The 15,709-nt window shown below is 37.8% G+C and carries 16 protein-coding genes; 15 read left to right on the top strand and 1 reads right to left on the bottom strand.

Features of this window, described 5'->3' with window-relative positions; translation table 11 throughout:
* Positions 1-129: 129 nt before the first annotated feature.
* From AOB46_RS13130 to AOB46_RS13090, 9 genes are all read left to right on the top strand, one after another.
* Positions 130-795, top strand: a complete 666-nt coding sequence (locus tag AOB46_RS13130; RefSeq protein WP_062700068.1) for a porin family protein — start codon at positions 130-132, stop codon at positions 793-795.
* A 144-nt stretch (positions 796-939) separates the two neighbouring features.
* The gene (locus tag AOB46_RS13125; protein ID WP_062700066.1) at positions 940-1,437 is read left to right on the top strand and encodes a hypothetical protein; all 498 of its coding nucleotides are present in this window, start codon (positions 940-942) and stop codon (positions 1,435-1,437) included.
* A gap of 443 nt (positions 1,438-1,880) precedes the next feature.
* Positions 1,881-2,555 carry an outer membrane beta-barrel protein gene (locus AOB46_RS13120; RefSeq protein ID WP_062700064.1) on the top strand — a complete coding sequence of 225 codons (675 nt, stop codon included), beginning with the start codon at positions 1,881-1,883 and terminating at the stop codon, positions 2,553-2,555.
* A 90-nt stretch (positions 2,556-2,645) separates the two neighbouring features.
* Entirely contained in the window at positions 2,646-3,299 is a 654-nt protein-coding gene (locus AOB46_RS13115; RefSeq protein WP_062700062.1) for a porin family protein, read from the top strand.
* A gap of 90 nt (positions 3,300-3,389) precedes the next feature.
* Complete coding sequence (locus AOB46_RS13110) at positions 3,390-4,025, top strand: OmpW family outer membrane protein (RefSeq protein ID WP_062700060.1); 636 nt, start codon at positions 3,390-3,392, stop codon at positions 4,023-4,025.
* Positions 4,026-4,229: 204 nt separating this feature from the next.
* The gene (locus AOB46_RS13105; protein ID WP_062700058.1) at positions 4,230-4,856 is read left to right on the top strand and encodes a hypothetical protein; all 627 of its coding nucleotides are present in this window, start codon (positions 4,230-4,232) and stop codon (positions 4,854-4,856) included.
* Between the two features lie 26 nt (positions 4,857-4,882).
* Positions 4,883-6,370 (top strand): hypothetical protein, encoded by a 1,488-nt coding sequence (locus AOB46_RS13100; protein WP_062700055.1) that lies wholly within the window; start codon positions 4,883-4,885, stop codon positions 6,368-6,370.
* 61 nt (positions 6,371-6,431) lie between these two features.
* Positions 6,432-7,937 (top strand): hypothetical protein, encoded by a 1,506-nt coding sequence (locus AOB46_RS13095; protein WP_062700053.1) that lies wholly within the window; start codon positions 6,432-6,434, stop codon positions 7,935-7,937.
* Between the two features lie 18 nt (positions 7,938-7,955).
* Entirely contained in the window at positions 7,956-8,396 is a 441-nt protein-coding gene (locus AOB46_RS13090; RefSeq protein ID WP_062700051.1) for a hypothetical protein, read from the top strand.
* Between the two features lie 54 nt (positions 8,397-8,450).
* Here the strand turns inward: AOB46_RS13090 and ffh are convergent, their stop codons facing one another.
* On the bottom strand, positions 8,451-9,812 hold the full coding sequence (gene ffh / locus AOB46_RS13085; RefSeq protein ID WP_062700049.1) for a signal recognition particle protein: 1,362 nt from the start codon (positions 9,810-9,812) through the stop codon (positions 8,451-8,453).
* Between the two features lie 615 nt (positions 9,813-10,427).
* Between ffh and atpB the strand changes: the two genes are divergently transcribed.
* The 6 genes from atpB (at position 10,428) to atpG (ending at position 15,501) form a co-directional block, all read left to right on the top strand.
* Complete coding sequence (gene atpB, locus AOB46_RS13075; protein WP_062700045.1) at positions 10,428-11,552, top strand: F0F1 ATP synthase subunit A; 1,125 nt, start codon at positions 10,428-10,430, stop codon at positions 11,550-11,552.
* Positions 11,553-11,604: 52 nt separating this feature from the next.
* Positions 11,605-11,823, top strand: coding sequence for an ATP synthase F0 subunit C (locus tag AOB46_RS13070; RefSeq protein WP_034681712.1), 219 nt, complete (start codon positions 11,605-11,607; stop codon positions 11,821-11,823).
* Positions 11,824-11,926: 103 nt separating this feature from the next.
* The gene (locus tag AOB46_RS13065; RefSeq protein WP_062700043.1) at positions 11,927-12,421 is read left to right on the top strand and encodes a F0F1 ATP synthase subunit B; all 495 of its coding nucleotides are present in this window, start codon (positions 11,927-11,929) and stop codon (positions 12,419-12,421) included.
* A 2-nt stretch (positions 12,422-12,423) separates the two neighbouring features.
* On the top strand, positions 12,424-12,963 hold the full coding sequence (gene atpH, locus AOB46_RS13060; RefSeq protein WP_062700041.1) for an ATP synthase F1 subunit delta: 540 nt from the start codon (positions 12,424-12,426) through the stop codon (positions 12,961-12,963).
* Between the two features lie 16 nt (positions 12,964-12,979).
* Positions 12,980-14,557 carry a F0F1 ATP synthase subunit alpha gene (gene atpA / locus AOB46_RS13055; protein ID WP_062700039.1) on the top strand — a complete coding sequence of 526 codons (1,578 nt, stop codon included), beginning with the start codon at positions 12,980-12,982 and terminating at the stop codon, positions 14,555-14,557.
* 74 nt (positions 14,558-14,631) lie between these two features.
* A complete protein-coding gene (gene atpG, locus AOB46_RS13050; RefSeq protein WP_062700037.1) occupies positions 14,632-15,501 on the top strand; it encodes an ATP synthase F1 subunit gamma in 870 nt (289 codons plus the stop codon).
* Positions 15,502-15,709 lie beyond the last annotated feature (208 nt).

The following is a 15,709-nucleotide window of genomic DNA, read 5'->3' as shown; positions in this document are numbered from 1 at the left end:
AGGCAGCCTTTTTAAAGATTTGAATGTTATGGAGAAAATCAAATTTAAACAGACATACATAAATTAATTTGATGAGTATTTGCAGATTTGGAAAAAATATCTAGTTTTGTGGCGAACTAAAAAATAATCATGAAAAAACTATTACTGATTGCAGCCATTGCAATGATGGGCTCTAAAATGAGTGCTCAGGAAACAAGATTCGGGGTAAAAGCAGGATATTCTCTTTCAACTTTAAAATTCAAAGACAACGGCAAATCTGAAAGTACAGACCCTTCCCATACATTCTATGTGGGAGGTTTGGTAGAACATAAACTGAGTGATAAATTTGCGCTTCAGGGGGAAGTTCTTTATTCAAAACTTGGAGGTAAAATAAGCAGACACGTAGAAGATGAGAATGATCCGGGAACATTTTTCGGCATAAAATCAAAAAGAATGTTAGGGACTTTACTGGTTCCGGTTTCAGCAAAATACTTTATTACAGAGAATTTTTCAGTATCTGCAGGAGCTAGTTTCGGGCTAATCCTTACGGCAGAAGAGAAAACGGTAACCGATTTTGGACTGGGAATGATTCCTGGCTTTGAAATCTCAGGAAATGATAAAGTAGATGTGAAAGACCAGATGAATACATTGAATATTGCTCCTTTCATGGGGGTAGAATATGCCCTTGAAAACGGATTGTTCTTTGATGCAAGATATAATATGGGCGTTTCTAATCTGGCGAAAAATTCAGGAGATGGAAAATTAACGAACAGTTTTCTTCAGGTGGGAATGGGATTCAAATTCGGAGGAAATTAATCTCTGAAATAATATAACTATTCAACGAAAAGCAGGGCTAATTTTCCTGCTTTTTTTATTGTCATGGTATTCAATACATGAATTTTGCCGGAGTGATGGAAATATTTAGTAATTTTGGGGCATCAATCGAAAACTATTTTAAAAATGAAAAAACTATTGTTACTAGGTGCTTTTGCGTTTCTAGGAGGCGCTGCACACGCACAGGAAGGTTTTAAACTAGGTGGTCACATTGGGGTTCCGGTAGGCGATGCCGGTGATGCTTCTTCATTCACCCTGGGAGTAGATGCTGCTTATATGTGGAACATTGCAAAAGGTCTTGACCTTGGGGTTACAACAGGATATTCTCATTTCTTCGGAAAAGATCATTTTGATGATTTCGGATTTATCCCTGTAGCAGTTTCAGGGAAATACAGATTCTCAGGAGCTCCTATCTTTGTTGGACTGGACCTGGGATACGGAATCTCTACCAAAGATGGTGTAGACGGAGGTTTCTACGCACAGCCGAAATTCGGATATCAGATGTCTAAAGGTGAGCTTTACATCGGATACCAGTCTATCAGCAACAGACGTGATTACGGATGGTATACTTCCAGCTGGAACGTAGGTGCTGTAAATATCGGATATAACTTCTTCCTTAAGTAAGAAATCTTAATACCAGATAAGACAGACTCCGGCGTATATAGCCGGAGTTTTTTTGTGATGGTATTTAGTCATATTAAAAGAAATGAGCTTTTCAGAAAGACAGAAGAGCAATTTATCACTATAAATCTAAACATTTGTTTGATTTTTAACATATAATATCTTAAAAATTAACGTTTTAAAGCGGTAGTAAATGTTAAAAAACTAAATTTTGAATGAATTTTCATGAATTGATGAATTAAAAAAAATAATTGATATTCTGGTACCATTGAAAAATTTTAATTTTTTTATTCATAATATTGTGAAAACCTCAAAAGTGTATTGCTACTATGTTTTAATTTCGAAAAATGAATAATTTTAACAATGATATTAATCAGGTTAACAAATTTTAATATTAGAGGGTACCACTGTAAATTTGCCCTCAGAAAGTATTAAAATTTTTTAAAATGAAAAAAATATTATTAGCGGGTGCTGTTGCACTTTTCGGTTTATCCAATGCTCAGATTGCTAAAGGTACTGCATATCTTTCAGGACAGGTAACTTACGCTCAGGAAGAAGATAACAACTTCGATACAAAAGTAGAAAACTTCAGAATTGTTCCTACTGCTGGTTATTTCGTAGGTACAAACCTAGCTGTAGGTTTAGGAGTTGGTTACAAAAGCGATAAAGGTACAAAAACTTCAACTCAGACTTTTGGAAACACTACTGTAGTTACTGAAGTTACTGAAACTAAGCCTGCATTCGTTGTAGCTCCATTTGTAAGAAAATACTGGACTTTAGCTGATAAGCTTTACATCTTCGGTCAATTAGAAGTTCCAATGGAATTCGGTAACGTTAAGAACGAAACTTCTTCTGTTGCTACTACTACAACTGGAAGCGGAACAACTACTGCTACTCAGTCTTCATCTAACAAAGCTAACTACACTACAATCGGTGTTAACGTTAAGCCAGGTTTAGATTATTTCTTAAACAAAAACTGGACTATCGAAGCTACTATCGGTGAATTCGGATACAGAACTTCTAAGTTCGATGTAGATGGTGCGAAAAGCGTAAACAACTACAACTTCGGATTAAACCTATCTTCTGTAACTATCGGAGTTAAATATGTTTTTGCTAAGTAATTAACAAAACATTTATAAACATAAAAGTCCTAAAGAGTAATTTTTAGGGCTTTTTTTTATCTTTATAAATCAAACTTTAAATTAATAATCATGAAAAAAATCTTATTAGCCGGAGCTCTTGCTCTGTTTACGGGAATGAATGCCCAAACCAGATTTGGGATAAAAGGCGGTTATGCTTTATCTAAATTAACCGGAAATGAAGATAATATTGAACTGGATGGGATCAGAGGCAGCCTGAAATCTAAATCCGGATTTTATATCGGAGCTTTGGTAGAGCATAAGTTCAATGATAAATTTGCTATTCAGGGAGAGCTTGAATATGCCGGTTTAGGTGGAAAAGCCGAAGTCGGGATTGGAAATATTACCGTAACGGAGAAGTTCAGAATGAACAGAATTGTTATTCCTGTATCTGCCAGATATTACGCTACACCGGAGCTGGGCATTTATGCAGGCCCTTACGTAAGCATTAAAACAAATACTGACGTAAAGGTAGAGCTGGAAGGTGCTGTGGGAGACCCCGCATCTATTAACGCTGCTGAGCAGTTCCTGGAAAAACAGTTCAATGACGGACTTAAATCTGCCGATTTTGGACTTTTCTTCGGAGCAGATTATAATGTTTACAAAGGGCTGTTTATTGATGCGCGTTACAGCTTTGGCCTGTCTAATATGATTAAAGATCCTGTAAATGATGAAAAGCTGAAGATGAACTTCTTCCAGATCGGAGTAGGATATAAATTTAAATAAACATCTTTTTCTGATAAAATAGAGTCCTGAGGAATAATTCTCAGGACTTTTTCTATATTTGCATCCAAAGCTAAAACGTATATAATAATCATGAAAAAACTACTACTAATGGGTGCTGTCGCACTTTACGGACTATCTGATGCTCAAATGACAAAAGGGGATTGGGTGATAAGCGGAAATACAGGTCTGGGCTTCAATAATACAACTACCACAGTAAAAGGAGGTGGTTATTCCGAAGATAATCCGAAAATAAATAAGTTTAACATAACTCCGTCGGTTGCATATTTTGTGATTGATAAACTGGCTGTTGGAGCCGATCTTGACTTCTCCAGTACAGTTACCAAATACAATAAGACAAAAATGACGACGACAAGCTTTGCCGTAATGCCTACTGCTACGTATTATTTTGCAAACGACAGTAAGTTTGTCCCTTTTCTGGGGGCAGGTATCGGATATGCAACCGTAAAAGACAAAGGAGAAATGGATCTTATGGGGTATCCAGTTTCCAATGAAACTAAAATGGATGGGCTGATGTGGAGAGTGAAAGGCGGACTTACCTATATGGCAACACAGTCTTTGGGAATTAATCTTGGTATTTCTTATGACCAGTTCTCAAGCAAGGAAACCTATATGAATACTAAATTTACAACCAATATCAAGAATTTCGGAGTAAATGCCGGCTTCTCTTATTTTATTAAAAGCAAAGCTCAGAAATCAGATAAATAATCAATTTTGATTAAAAAAATCTGTTTACAGTTAAAAATTATTTTTACCGATTCACTGAAATTGCAGGAATTCTGAAGACTTTGAGTAAATAAAGCCAAAACGTGTACAATGAAGAATATAATGATGAAGAAGGTGTAACCAGAATCAGAATGGTGATAAAGTAGTGACAACAAGAATTAATAAATAAAAATTAAAACGAATACCATGAATGATAACGACGGAAAATATATTGAACACTATAATCTGAAACTGCAAGCCATTGAGAATGTATTGGGAAATTCAGCAGAAGTAATCGGCCACGCGGTCATCCCTTTCAGGGTGATTGCAGGAATGACACTGGGAGCTGTGGATATGCATTATTTCCCCCATCACATAGAAGGTACCGGATTTACCACTATGGAGCTCATCACTACGGATGGAAAAGGGCCGAAACCCAACGAAAAAGGCACATATGAACTGGTCGCATTTACAAAGCAGCCTTTCAATGATATCAATCAGGATCCTCCTACCGCTTTCAATACCATTGAAAGGCGAATGTGTGAAAATTTTACACAAATTGCAGGTGCGGCCCACAATAAGGTGTTCAACCCGTATGAGATATGCCAGATATCCGGAAGCGACGGCCAGCCAAGATATATTATTTTTGATGTGTATAAGGAGCTTGAGATCGAAGGCCACAAACATCATTTGCTGCTGTGCATGGAGATTTTTGAAGAAGAGCTGGCTACCGTAGAAATGTTTGGACATGAGGGATTCGTCAATATGCTGAAGATGATAAAAATCTATCCATACAGTGATCTGGACAGGAATTGGGTAGGTGTTAAAAAGTAATCAGTACGAATCAGAAATAATTTAAAATGCAAAAAGAGCTTATACTGTCTCCTTCAAAAAAGAAATCTAAAATTGAAGGCTTTCCCAGCCTGAAAAGCTGCCTGGCTGATATAAAAGGATTCAAAAAGAAGCTGCTGCCTATTGTAAAGCTGGACGGTAGCATAGTTAGTGAAAAATGGGAAGGCATCCCGTTTACCTTTATGGTTCAGAATGTGGATGTAAGCCGCATGGACTTCCGTCTGGAAGATCAAAAATACCGGCTGCTTGCCCCGCTTAAACTGGAGAAAATTGATGAGTTTGAAGAATATGAGGATTTAGATGAAAAGCGAGGGTATCTGCAAACCTCAGTAGACAAGATAGAAAAACTTAATTACAAACAGGTGGACCAATACAGCAATGACGGTCTGCTGATGCAGTCGGGATCGTATTCGTACAGTCCACAGAAGCGTCTGGTATACAGTTATGATAAAGTGGGCGGAGCACTCATGCCGGTTACAAAAACAGTACAGTATTATAAAGGCAACGGGGAATGGCTGGATTCAGAATTGCATACATATCATTATGATGCAGATGGATTCATTGAAGGAATTACCATACATCAGCCGGGAGGCGATATAAAGATAACTGAAAAGATCCTGTACAAAAAGACCCGCAAGGGCTTCACTGCATCTAAAGAACTGGCTCCCCATCTTTTTCCTGCAATAGATAAAAACCTGGGGGTGACATATACTAGGATCCCTTTTTCAGCAGTATTTGAAGAAGAAGAGGATGCATGGTACCTGGGAATTGAGGGACGTTCCATTACTTTAAAAAAACCGGTAACCAATACTGATTATAGCGAAATGATATATCGGCATGGGTTTAATCATTTCTATGATCTGTATTCAGGGTTTCTCAAATATACCTGTAAAATTGAAAGACAGGATGAGATACAGGTCAAAGTCAATGAAAAAGACGGCCTGCCCGATACTATTGAGTATACGTTCAGCTTTCCTGAAGAAACCGACGATTTACCTCTGGAGTACACTGAGAAAACTGATCAAAAAGTGATCATGCAATGGAAATGGGGAAGCAAGTATATATTTGAGCATTTGGGTAATGAAATACAAGTGACTTCAGAAAATAGATATGGTACCGGGCAATTTGTCATTTCCGGACAATATACTCTTCAGCAGGCTATTATGATCGTGCATACCCAAAGCTACCTTTGGTATAGCAATTTTCAACAGGAAAGAACTTCTGAGTGGCCGAAGGAGCTGAAATTTACCTATAACAAAACTGAAAATGGGATTGAACGCATTATGCAGGAAGTGGAAATAGAAGATAACACAACCGAAGGTAAACTGCGTACAGGTGAACCAGACTGGCTGCAAAGTGATGAAACCCCATATGATCCTGACGGACAGAAAATGGAATTCGTAGCTCAGCTGGACCATGATGATATGTTCGGATCACTTTTTCTGTTCTATTCGGAGAAGCATCAGATGGTATCTCAGGTGTTTCAGTGTACATAATATTATATCATAAATAACGACCTTGAACAATCTGTGCAGGTATTACCCAAAATAATTTAAAATGGGAAAAGATTTCATACTGTCCACCTCAGAAAAGAAGACTAAAATAGAAAGTAATCCCAGTCTGGGAAGCTGTCTGACGAGTATTAAAGGTTTTAAAAATGTATTGAAACCTATTTTAAAGCTGGACGGCAGTATCATCAATGAAAAATGGGAAGGCATTCCCTTTATCTTCTTTATCCAGAATGAAGAAATGGGCCGTATGGATTTCCGGCTGGCAGGCGGCAAATATCAGCTGCTTGCTCCGCTTAACCTTAAGAAGCTTGATCAGTATTACCTTAATAAAGAGCGCGAATACCTTCAGACCTCAATAGATTACATTGAAAGCCTGAGTTACGAAAGGGTGGATAAATATAATAACGACGGCCAGCTGATACAGTCAGGTTCGTGTTTATACAGACCCAATGGGCGTGACATCTACGGCTATGAAATCATCAACGGAATATCCATGCCTGTTACGAAGACTGTACAATACTATCTGGGGAACAGAAAATGGATGAGTCTGGAATTTTTCAGATACCATTATGATGCCGATGGCTTTTTGAAAGAAATTACCATGAACATTCCGGAATGTGATGTGAAGATCACTGAAAAAATGCTGTACAAAAAGACCCGTAAAGGCTTCACTGCCTCCAAGAAAATGGCAAAGCATCTCATTCCATTAAAGAAACTAAGCTTTTACAGCAGATATGATATGTTTTCAGCAGTTTTTAAAGAAGATAAGACCGATTGGAATATCAAAGTAAATTATTGGAACATTCACGGTATACAGGATGAGAATGTAATGGCTGATGCAGGAGAAGTAATCAAAAAATTTGCGGTTGATCATTTTCGCAGTTCATACAGCTGGATCAATTACCATAAACGGGATGGAATACATGTTGAAGTCAGTGAAAAAGAAGGCCTGCCGGATACATTTGAGTTTTCCCTTAAATGTCTTGAAAAAAATGAGGTGTGGAAAAGAAATTACATTGAAAAGAGTGAGAATAAAGTCATTCTGGATAGAGGTAACGGGAAATATACCTTTGAACATTTTGGTGAGAAGATAAAAGTAACGAAAGAAGAATATTCTAAGACTAAACGATTTAGTCTTTCAGGGAAATATACTCTGCAGCAGGCTGTAATGATGCTTGATACCCAAAGTTATCTGTGGTGGCATGACTTTAATGAGGAAAGGGTACTCGATGGGATAATGCATCCGTACGGTAGTGAACCTACCTTGCTGGATTTCACCAACAATAAAACTAAAAATGGTATTGAGCGTATTGTACAGGCAGTAGGGCACCATTATGAAGATGATGAAGAAGATGGTGAGCCTTTCGACAAATTGTGGATAGGTGAAGAAGCGGCATGGGAGAAGAAAGATGAAACCCCATTGGATCCCGATGGGCAGAAAATGAAATTTGTAGCCCAGTTCTACCGTTACGGACTTTGGGGGACACTCTACCTGTTTTATTCGGAAAAACATCAGATGGTATCCCAGATATTTCAACCCTCACCATATTAATATTAAAATTTTGGAAAGATGGAACTTAATGAATTGTATGATCAATTGATAGCAGAAGGCTGCGTCCGTTTTTGTATTGAAGGGGTCGGTGGACAGCGTTATGATGATATGGAACGACTGGAAATGAAAGCCGGGCAATGGCAGGTCAATTATTATGAACGGGGACGGGTAGTGGAAACGCTGTTTTCAAGTCCGGATAAACAGGAAGCAATCCGTTTTTATTATGACTATGTAATGAAGATACAACATTGGCATCTGGTCGTCTTTACGCGCTCATCGGCTGTATTTAATTGGTATAAGGACATATTGGAAAGCCTGAATATCCATACTGTACAGAACAATATTGAGGAAAAAGATGATCATAAATACCGGTTATTTGTAATCAACAAAGATATTTTCAAGGCAAAAGAGGCATTGGATGAAATTCCTTATTTCGACGAAGATTTAAAACAACCATAAAAAAAATCCGGTTCAGAGCTGAACCGGATTCTATATTTTAAATAAAATTTCTTATTACTTTCCGAACATTCCACCCATTCCTGGCATATTTGGCATTTTGCTCATCATCTGCATCATCTGCTTGCCCTGAGGTCCCTGCATCATCTTCATCATTTTACCCATCTGGTCGAACTGCTTCATCAGCTGGTTCACGTCTTCAATCTTTCTTCCGGCTCCTTTGGCAATTCTCTGCTTTCTCTGAGTGTTGATAATAGAAGGTCTTCTTCTTTCATCCGGAGTCATAGAATAGATAATTGCTTCAATATGTTTGAAAGCATCATCACTGATTTCAACATCTTTAATTGCCTTTCCAACCCCTGGAATCATTCCCATAAGATCTTTCATATTACCCATCTTCTTGATCTGGTTGATCTGCTTTAAGAAATCATCAAAACCAAATTCGTTTTTAGCGATTTTCTTGTGAAGTTTTTTAGCTTCCTCTTCATCAAACTGCTCCTGAGCTCTTTCTACTAAGGAAACAACGTCTCCCATTCCCAGAATTCTGTCTGCCATCCTTTCCGGGTAGAAAAGATCCAGTGCTTCCATTTTTTCACCGGTAGAGATGAATTTGATTGGTTTTTCAACAACAGAACGGATCGTTAATGCAGCACCCCCTCTGGTATCCCCGTCTAATTTGGTAAGGACAACCCCGTCAAAGTTCAGTGCATCGTTGAATGCTTTTGCAGTGTTTACCGCATCCTGACCTGTCATAGAGTCAACAACGAAAAGTGTTTCGTTGGGTTTGATGAAATAATGCACGGATTTAATCTCGTTCATCATCTGCTCATCAATAGCTAAACGTCCGGCAGTATCCACAATCACAACATCGTGGCCGTTTGATTTAGCAAAATTGATTGCATTTTCAGCAATCGTAGAAGGATTGGTTGCTCCTTCCTCAGTATAAACCGGTACATCAATCTGGCCTCCTAATACTTTAAGCTGATCGATTGCCGCAGGACGGTAAACATCACACGCTACCAGTAACGGTTTTTTATTTCTTTTCGTTTTTAAATAATTGGCAAGTTTTCCGGAGAAAGTTGTCTTACCTGAACCCTGAAGACCCGCAATAAGAATTACAGAAGGTTTTCCTGAAAGATTGATTCCTTCCTGAGAACCACCCATCAGATCTACCAGTTCATCGTGAACGATTTTTGTCATCAGCTGTCCCGGAGTAAGGGAAGTAAGAACATTCTGTCCTAAAGCCTTATCCTGAACTCTTTTTGTAAGATCTTTGGCAACTTTATAGTTAACGTCGGCATCCACCAGCGCTCTACGGATCTCTTTTACGGTTTCCGCCACGTTGATTTCTGTAATTTTTCCTCTTCCGGAAATATTGTGTAATGCCTTGTCTAATTTATCCTGTAAACTATTAAACATATTTATTGTAAATTATAGGTCTGCAAAAATAAGGAATTTTTAAGAAATGTGGGTATAATCAGCTTAATATTATAAGGATTTTGAATAGGCAGCGGAAGAGGAGGGCTGGAAGAGGGAGGTTATGAAGGTTATAAATAGTAATTGTCTGCCCTTTAAGGTTATTATAATTGTGAAGGCTCTTGATAATTATGGCTAAAAGTAACTTCAAACTTCCATCCTTATTATTTCTTCCGTCTTAAAAAATATAGTCCTATTTTTGCAGCATGAATTTTTCAGAGGGTTTTATTATTATAGCATTGGCAACGGTTTTTAATATCACTGTATATATACTATTTAAAAAGTATTTTTACGGCAGAGAAAATGCCGGGCTCAGATTTCTTACGATAAATATTCCTAAAGATGTGATTTGGCTGCTGATATCTTTACTGATTATTGACAAAACAAACGAAAATTTTCTGTTTTTGCTCGGATGCTTTGTGGTAGCGTCATTCCTTATATATATGCCTATAATAAAACTCATTAATAAATCCTGATTTTTTTGATGATAAAAATCAATTTTTAGTATTGGTAAAGTTTAATAAAATCGATATATTTGCACACGATTAAAAAAGAGATATGAACAGAAAAATTTCTTCATTATTTTTCGCATTTTTGTTTGTGTTTATTAGTGGTTTAGCCACTGCGCAGCACGAAACTGAAGGGGAAAAAGTAGCTGAAAAAGTAGAGCATAAAGAAGACGAGAAGGGCTTCAATGCGACTAAAGTGATCATGGAACACATTGGCGATTCTAACGAATGGCATTTATGGACTTCAAAAGATGACAGTGGTGAAGAGCATCATGTTTCAATCCCATTGCCGGTGATCATTAAAGATAATGAAGGATGGCATACTTTTCTTTCCAGCAGCATTGCTCACGGTCATGAACATGACGGATATACTTTAGAGCACGGACAGGTAGTTTCTACTAAAGGAGTTCAGAAAGCAACATTATTCTCTATCATCAGTGGGAAGCAGAAATCAAACGAAGTGTTTTTTGACTTATCTATCACAAAAAATGCAGCTTCAATGTTCTTGTCAGTAATTTTTATGGCAGTAGTGTTCATAGGAATGGCAAGAAACTATAAAAAATCACAGCTTCCTAAAGGAATCGGTAAAGTTATGGAGCCTGTAATCGTATTCATCAGAGATGAAGTGGCTATTCCAAATATCGGATCAGTAAAATATAAAAGATATATGCCTTATTTATTAACGGCGTTCTTCTTTATCTGGTTCAATAACCTTTTCGGGTTGATTCCTTTCTTCCCTGGAGGAGCTAACCTTACCGGTAATATTGCCATTACGTGCGTATTAGCAATCATTACCTTACTAATTACATTATTCAGTGCCAATAAAGATTACTGGAAACACATCTTTATGCCGCCGGTGCCGTTATTGTTATACCCAATTATGGTTCCTATTGAAATCATCGGTATCTTCACGAAGCCATTTGCTTTAATGATGCGACTTTTCGCTAACATCACTGCAGGACACATTATGATCCTGGCGATCATCTCATTGATCTTCATCTTCAAGTCTCCGCTGTTAGGATTTGCATCTGTACCGTTAGCATTATTCGTTTCTGTACTGGAATTATTGGTAGCAGCACTTCAGGCTTATATCTTTACAGTATTATCTGCATTGTTTATTGGTATTGCAGTTGCAGAGCACGAGCATGATCACCACGAAGAGCACGCTCACTAATTAAAAAGAAAGAATTTAAAAATAATTTTTTAACTAATATAATTTATTTATTATGGATTTATCAACTGGAACAGGTTTAGTTTACGTAGGTATCGGTTTAGCAGTACTAGGAGTAGGTCTTGGTATCGGTAAAATCGGAGGTCACGCAATGGACGCTATCGCTAGACAGCCAGAGCAGGCTGGTAAGATTCAGGGAGCGATGCTTATCGCAGCTGGTCTTATTGAAGGTGCTGGTCTTATCGCGATCATCTTTGGTGCTTTCATCAAGTAATCTATCCTCAAAAAAACATTCTTAGCAGTCATGCGGTTGGCAGCTGCTAAGAATTTTAAAAAACAATCCATAAATAACATTTTAAAAAAAAGAATTTACAGATATGGGAATTATTGAACCTGGAATTGGACTTTTGTTTTGGATGACCCTTACGTTTGTTATCCTGTTATTTCTTCTAGCAAAATTCGCTTGGAAACCAATCGTGAATGCAGTGAATGAAAGAGAAACCTCAATCGTTGATGCATTGAACCAAGCTAAACTGGCTAAAAAAGAAATGGAAGAACTTAAGGCTGATAACGAAAGAATTATTCGTGAAGCTAAAATCGAAAGAGATTCTATCCTGAAAGAAGCCAGAGAAATTAAAGACAGAATCGTTGGTGAAGCTAAAGATGCTGCTAAAGCTGAAGGAGACAAAATGATTGAAGCGGCTAAGCAGACGATCCAAGCTGAGAAAAATGCTGCTATGGCAGACATCAAAACTCAGATCGGTACTTTATCTGTAAACATCGCTGAGTCTATCTTAAAGCAAAAGCTTGATAACAACGAAGCTCAGGACGAATTAGTTCAAAATTATTTAAACAAATCTAACCTTAACTAAGAATGCTTACATCTAAAGTAGCTAAAAGATACGCACAGGGTCTTCTGGATTTCACCAGCGAATCAGGACAGACAGCTGCTGTATTTTCTGAAATGAAAGATGTAGTGAAGATCATGGCTCAATCTGCAGATTTGAACAAATTCTTCCTTACACCTTACATTGATGCAAAAAAGAAAATAGAAGTAGCAGACCAGATATTCAAAGATTTTTCAGTTTCTTCACAGAATTTAATCAGATTAGTGATTAAGCACGGACGTGAAAACCAATTGAAAAATATTGCCCAGGAGTTCATCAACAAAGTTGAGGATATCAACGGCGTACAGAGAGTAACTCTTACTACGGCAACACAGCTTTCAAAAGAAAATATCGATCAGATTTTAAAAGCCAGCAATCTTGTAAAAGAAGGTTCAAACTTTGATCTGAATTTAAATGTGAAGCCTGAAATCCTTGGAGGATACATCCTTAGAGTAGGAGATCAGCAGGTAGATGCGTCTGTGAAGACAAAACTTAATCAAGTTAAAAAAGATTTTCAATTAAATTAAGAAAAACAACCATACAATGGCAGAAATAAATCCGGCAGAAGTATCTGCGATCTTAAAACAGCAATTGGCCAACTTCGATACTCAATCAAACGTTGAGGAAGTAGGTACAGTTTTAACCATCGGTGATGGTATTGCTCGTGTATACGGGTTAGAAAACGTACAATACGGAGAGTTGGTGAAATTTTCTAGTGATGTAGAAGGTATTGTACTTAACCTTGAAGAAGACAACGTGGGTGTTGCTCTACTTGGTGAAAGTAAATTGGTAAAAGAAGGAGATACAGTAAGAAGAACAAACAGAATCTCTTCTATCAAAGTAGGAGAAGGTATGTTAGGAAGAGTAGTGGATACTCTTGGTAACCCAATCGATGGTAAAGGTCCTATCACAGGAGATTTATACGAAATGCCATTGGAAAGAAAAGCTCCTGGAGTTATCTACAGACAGCCGGTAACTGAGCCTTTACAGTCAGGTATCGTTGCGATTGACTCTATGATCCCTGTAGGAAGAGGACAAAGAGAGCTTATCATTGGTGACAGACAGACAGGTAAAACTACTGTTGCTATCGATACAATCATCAACCAAAAAGAATTCTTTGATGCTGGTAAACCAGTATATTGTATATATGTTGCTATCGGACAGAAAGCTTCTACCGTAGCACAAATTGTTAAAACCCTTTCTGATAAAGGAGCTTTAGCTTATACAGTAATAGTTGCTGCTAACGCTTCAGATCCTGTTCCAATGCAGGTGTATTCTGCGATGGCAGGTGCTGCTATCGGTGAGTTCTTCAGAGATACAGGTAGACCAGCGCTTATCGTTTATGATGATTTATCTAAACAGGCCGTTGCTTACCGTGAGCTTTCTCTTCTATTGAGAAGACCACCGGGCCGTGAAGCTTATCCTGGGGACGTTTTCTATCTTCACTCAAGACTATTGGAAAGAGCAGCTAAAGTTATTGCTGATGACAATATCGCGAGCCAGATGAACGATTTACCAGAGTCTTTGAGACCAATCGTAAAAGGAGGAGGTTCATTAACAGCCCTTCCAATCATCGAAACTCAGGCAGGTGACGTTTCTGCGTATATTCCAACCAACGTAATCTCTATTACAGACGGACAGATCTTCCTTGAATCAGATCTATTCAACTCAGGGGTTCGTCCTGCAATCAACGTAGGGATCTCTGTATCAAGGGTAGGAGGTAACGCTCAGATCAAATCCATGAAAAAAGTATCTGGTACTCTTAAATTAGACCAGGCACAATATAAAGAGCTTGAAGCGTTCGCTAAATTCGGTTCCGATCTTGATGCTGCTACATTAGCAGTTATCTCTAAAGGAGAAAGAAACGTAGAGATCCTTAAGCAGCCGGTAAACTCTCCACTTCCGGTGGACAGCCAGGTAGCGATGATCTATGCAGGAACTGAGAACCTTCTTAGAAATGTTCCTATCAGAAAAGTAAAAGAATTCCAGGTAGAATACATCGAGTTCTTAAGATCTAAGCACCCTGATACAATGGCTGCTATCAAAGCAGGGAAAATTGATGATTCAATTACCAGCGTTCTTAAGCAGGCTGCTAACGATCTAGCTTCTAAATATAACTAAAAATCTCAATGTTTAAGGTTTGAAACAGCGTTTTAAACCTTAAACTTCAGACCATAAACTTTGAACCCAAATTAATGGCAAACTTAAAAGAAATACGAGGCAGAATTACGTCAATTTCATCTACGATGCAGATTACACGTGCTATGAAAATGGTTTCCGCAGCGAAACTTAAAAAAGCACAGGATGCAATCGTAATGTTAAGACCTTATTCTGAAAAACTACAGGAAATCATCCAGAATGTAAATTCTAGCTCTGATCCTGATCAGGTTTCTGTTTATGCTCAAAAAAGAGAAGTGAAGAGAGTTCTTTTCATCGCTGTTACTTCAAACAGAGGTCTTGCAGGAGCTTTCAACTCATCTATTGTAAAAGAACTTAACAGCCAGTTTCAGAATAAATCTCAATACGAAGTTGAAGTTCTTACAATCGGTAAAAAAGCATTTGATGCGGTAAGAAAAAACCGTAAAGTATATGCTAATGAAAGTGCCGTTTTCGATAATTTAAACTTTGATACAGTTGCTCATGTTACAGAAGGCGTAATGGGCAGCTTTAAAGAAGGTAAATTTGACGAGGTTTATCTGATCTATAATAAATTTGTTAATGCTGCCACTCAGGAAGTAATGACTGAACAGCTTCTTCCGATCTCAATGCCCGAAGCAGATGCATCACAGGCTCCGGTAGAAACAGATTATATCTTTGAACCGAACAGAGCTGAGATTCTTGATCATTTGATTCCTAAATCAATTAAAACTCAGGTTTTCAAAGCAGTTCTGGATTCAGTAGCATCAGAGCACGGAGCAAGAATGACAGCCATGCACAAAGCGACAGACAACGCTCAGGCTTTAAAGAATGATCTTGTGATCTTCTACAACAAAGCAAGACAGGCTGCCATTACCAACGAAATCTTAGAGATCGTTTCCGGAGCAGAAGCCCTGAAAAATTCATAAGAAATACCTTAACAGTATATATAGCATCGACATGGTCGGTGCTTTTTTTATGGCAAAATAAAAAGGATTAATTCCCGGTGTTTTTTAGAAAATATTGATCGTATATCATGGTAAAATAGCAACGTTCTTTTGCTTTTTCCGACTTTATTTTATCTCCTCTTCCAACTTCCATTCCCCCTTTCCTAAATTAAAACCTCTAGTTATTTAT

The organism is Chryseobacterium indologenes (genome assembly GCF_001295265.1).
GTDB lineage: Bacteria > Bacteroidota > Bacteroidia > Flavobacteriales > Weeksellaceae > Chryseobacterium > Chryseobacterium indologenes_A.
This window is presented reverse-complemented; position numbering and strand designations above follow the sequence as displayed.

Bases quoted from the DNA above. Each gene is read 5' to 3' on its own strand.
- AOB46_RS13130 (WP_062700068.1), top strand. From the start codon at position 130: ATGAAAAAACTATTACTGATTGCAGCCATTGCAATGATGGGCTCTAAA.
- AOB46_RS13125 (WP_062700066.1), top strand. From the start codon at position 940: ATGAAAAAACTATTGTTACTAGGTGCTTTTGCGTTTCTAGGAGGCGCT.
- AOB46_RS13120 (WP_062700064.1), top strand. From the start codon at position 1,881: ATGAAAAAAATATTATTAGCGGGTGCTGTTGCACTTTTCGGTTTATCC.
- AOB46_RS13115 (WP_062700062.1), top strand. From the start codon at position 2,646: ATGAAAAAAATCTTATTAGCCGGAGCTCTTGCTCTGTTTACGGGAATG.
- AOB46_RS13110 (WP_062700060.1), top strand. From the start codon at position 3,390: ATGAAAAAACTACTACTAATGGGTGCTGTCGCACTTTACGGACTATCT.
- AOB46_RS13105 (WP_062700058.1), top strand. From the start codon at position 4,230: ATGAATGATAACGACGGAAAATATATTGAACACTATAATCTGAAACTG.
- AOB46_RS13100 (WP_062700055.1), top strand. From the start codon at position 4,883: ATGCAAAAAGAGCTTATACTGTCTCCTTCAAAAAAGAAATCTAAAATT.
- AOB46_RS13095 (WP_062700053.1), top strand. From the start codon at position 6,432: ATGGGAAAAGATTTCATACTGTCCACCTCAGAAAAGAAGACTAAAATA.
- AOB46_RS13090 (WP_062700051.1), top strand. From the start codon at position 7,956: ATGGAACTTAATGAATTGTATGATCAATTGATAGCAGAAGGCTGCGTC.
- ffh (WP_062700049.1), bottom strand. From the start codon at position 9,812: ATGTTTAATAGTTTACAGGATAAATTAGACAAGGCATTACACAATATT.
- atpB (WP_062700045.1), top strand. From the start codon at position 10,428: ATGAACAGAAAAATTTCTTCATTATTTTTCGCATTTTTGTTTGTGTTT.
- AOB46_RS13070 (WP_034681712.1), top strand. From the start codon at position 11,605: ATGGATTTATCAACTGGAACAGGTTTAGTTTACGTAGGTATCGGTTTA.
- AOB46_RS13065 (WP_062700043.1), top strand. From the start codon at position 11,927: ATGGGAATTATTGAACCTGGAATTGGACTTTTGTTTTGGATGACCCTT.
- atpH (WP_062700041.1), top strand. From the start codon at position 12,424: ATGCTTACATCTAAAGTAGCTAAAAGATACGCACAGGGTCTTCTGGAT.
- atpA (WP_062700039.1), top strand. From the start codon at position 12,980: ATGGCAGAAATAAATCCGGCAGAAGTATCTGCGATCTTAAAACAGCAA.
- atpG (WP_062700037.1), top strand. From the start codon at position 14,632: ATGGCAAACTTAAAAGAAATACGAGGCAGAATTACGTCAATTTCATCT.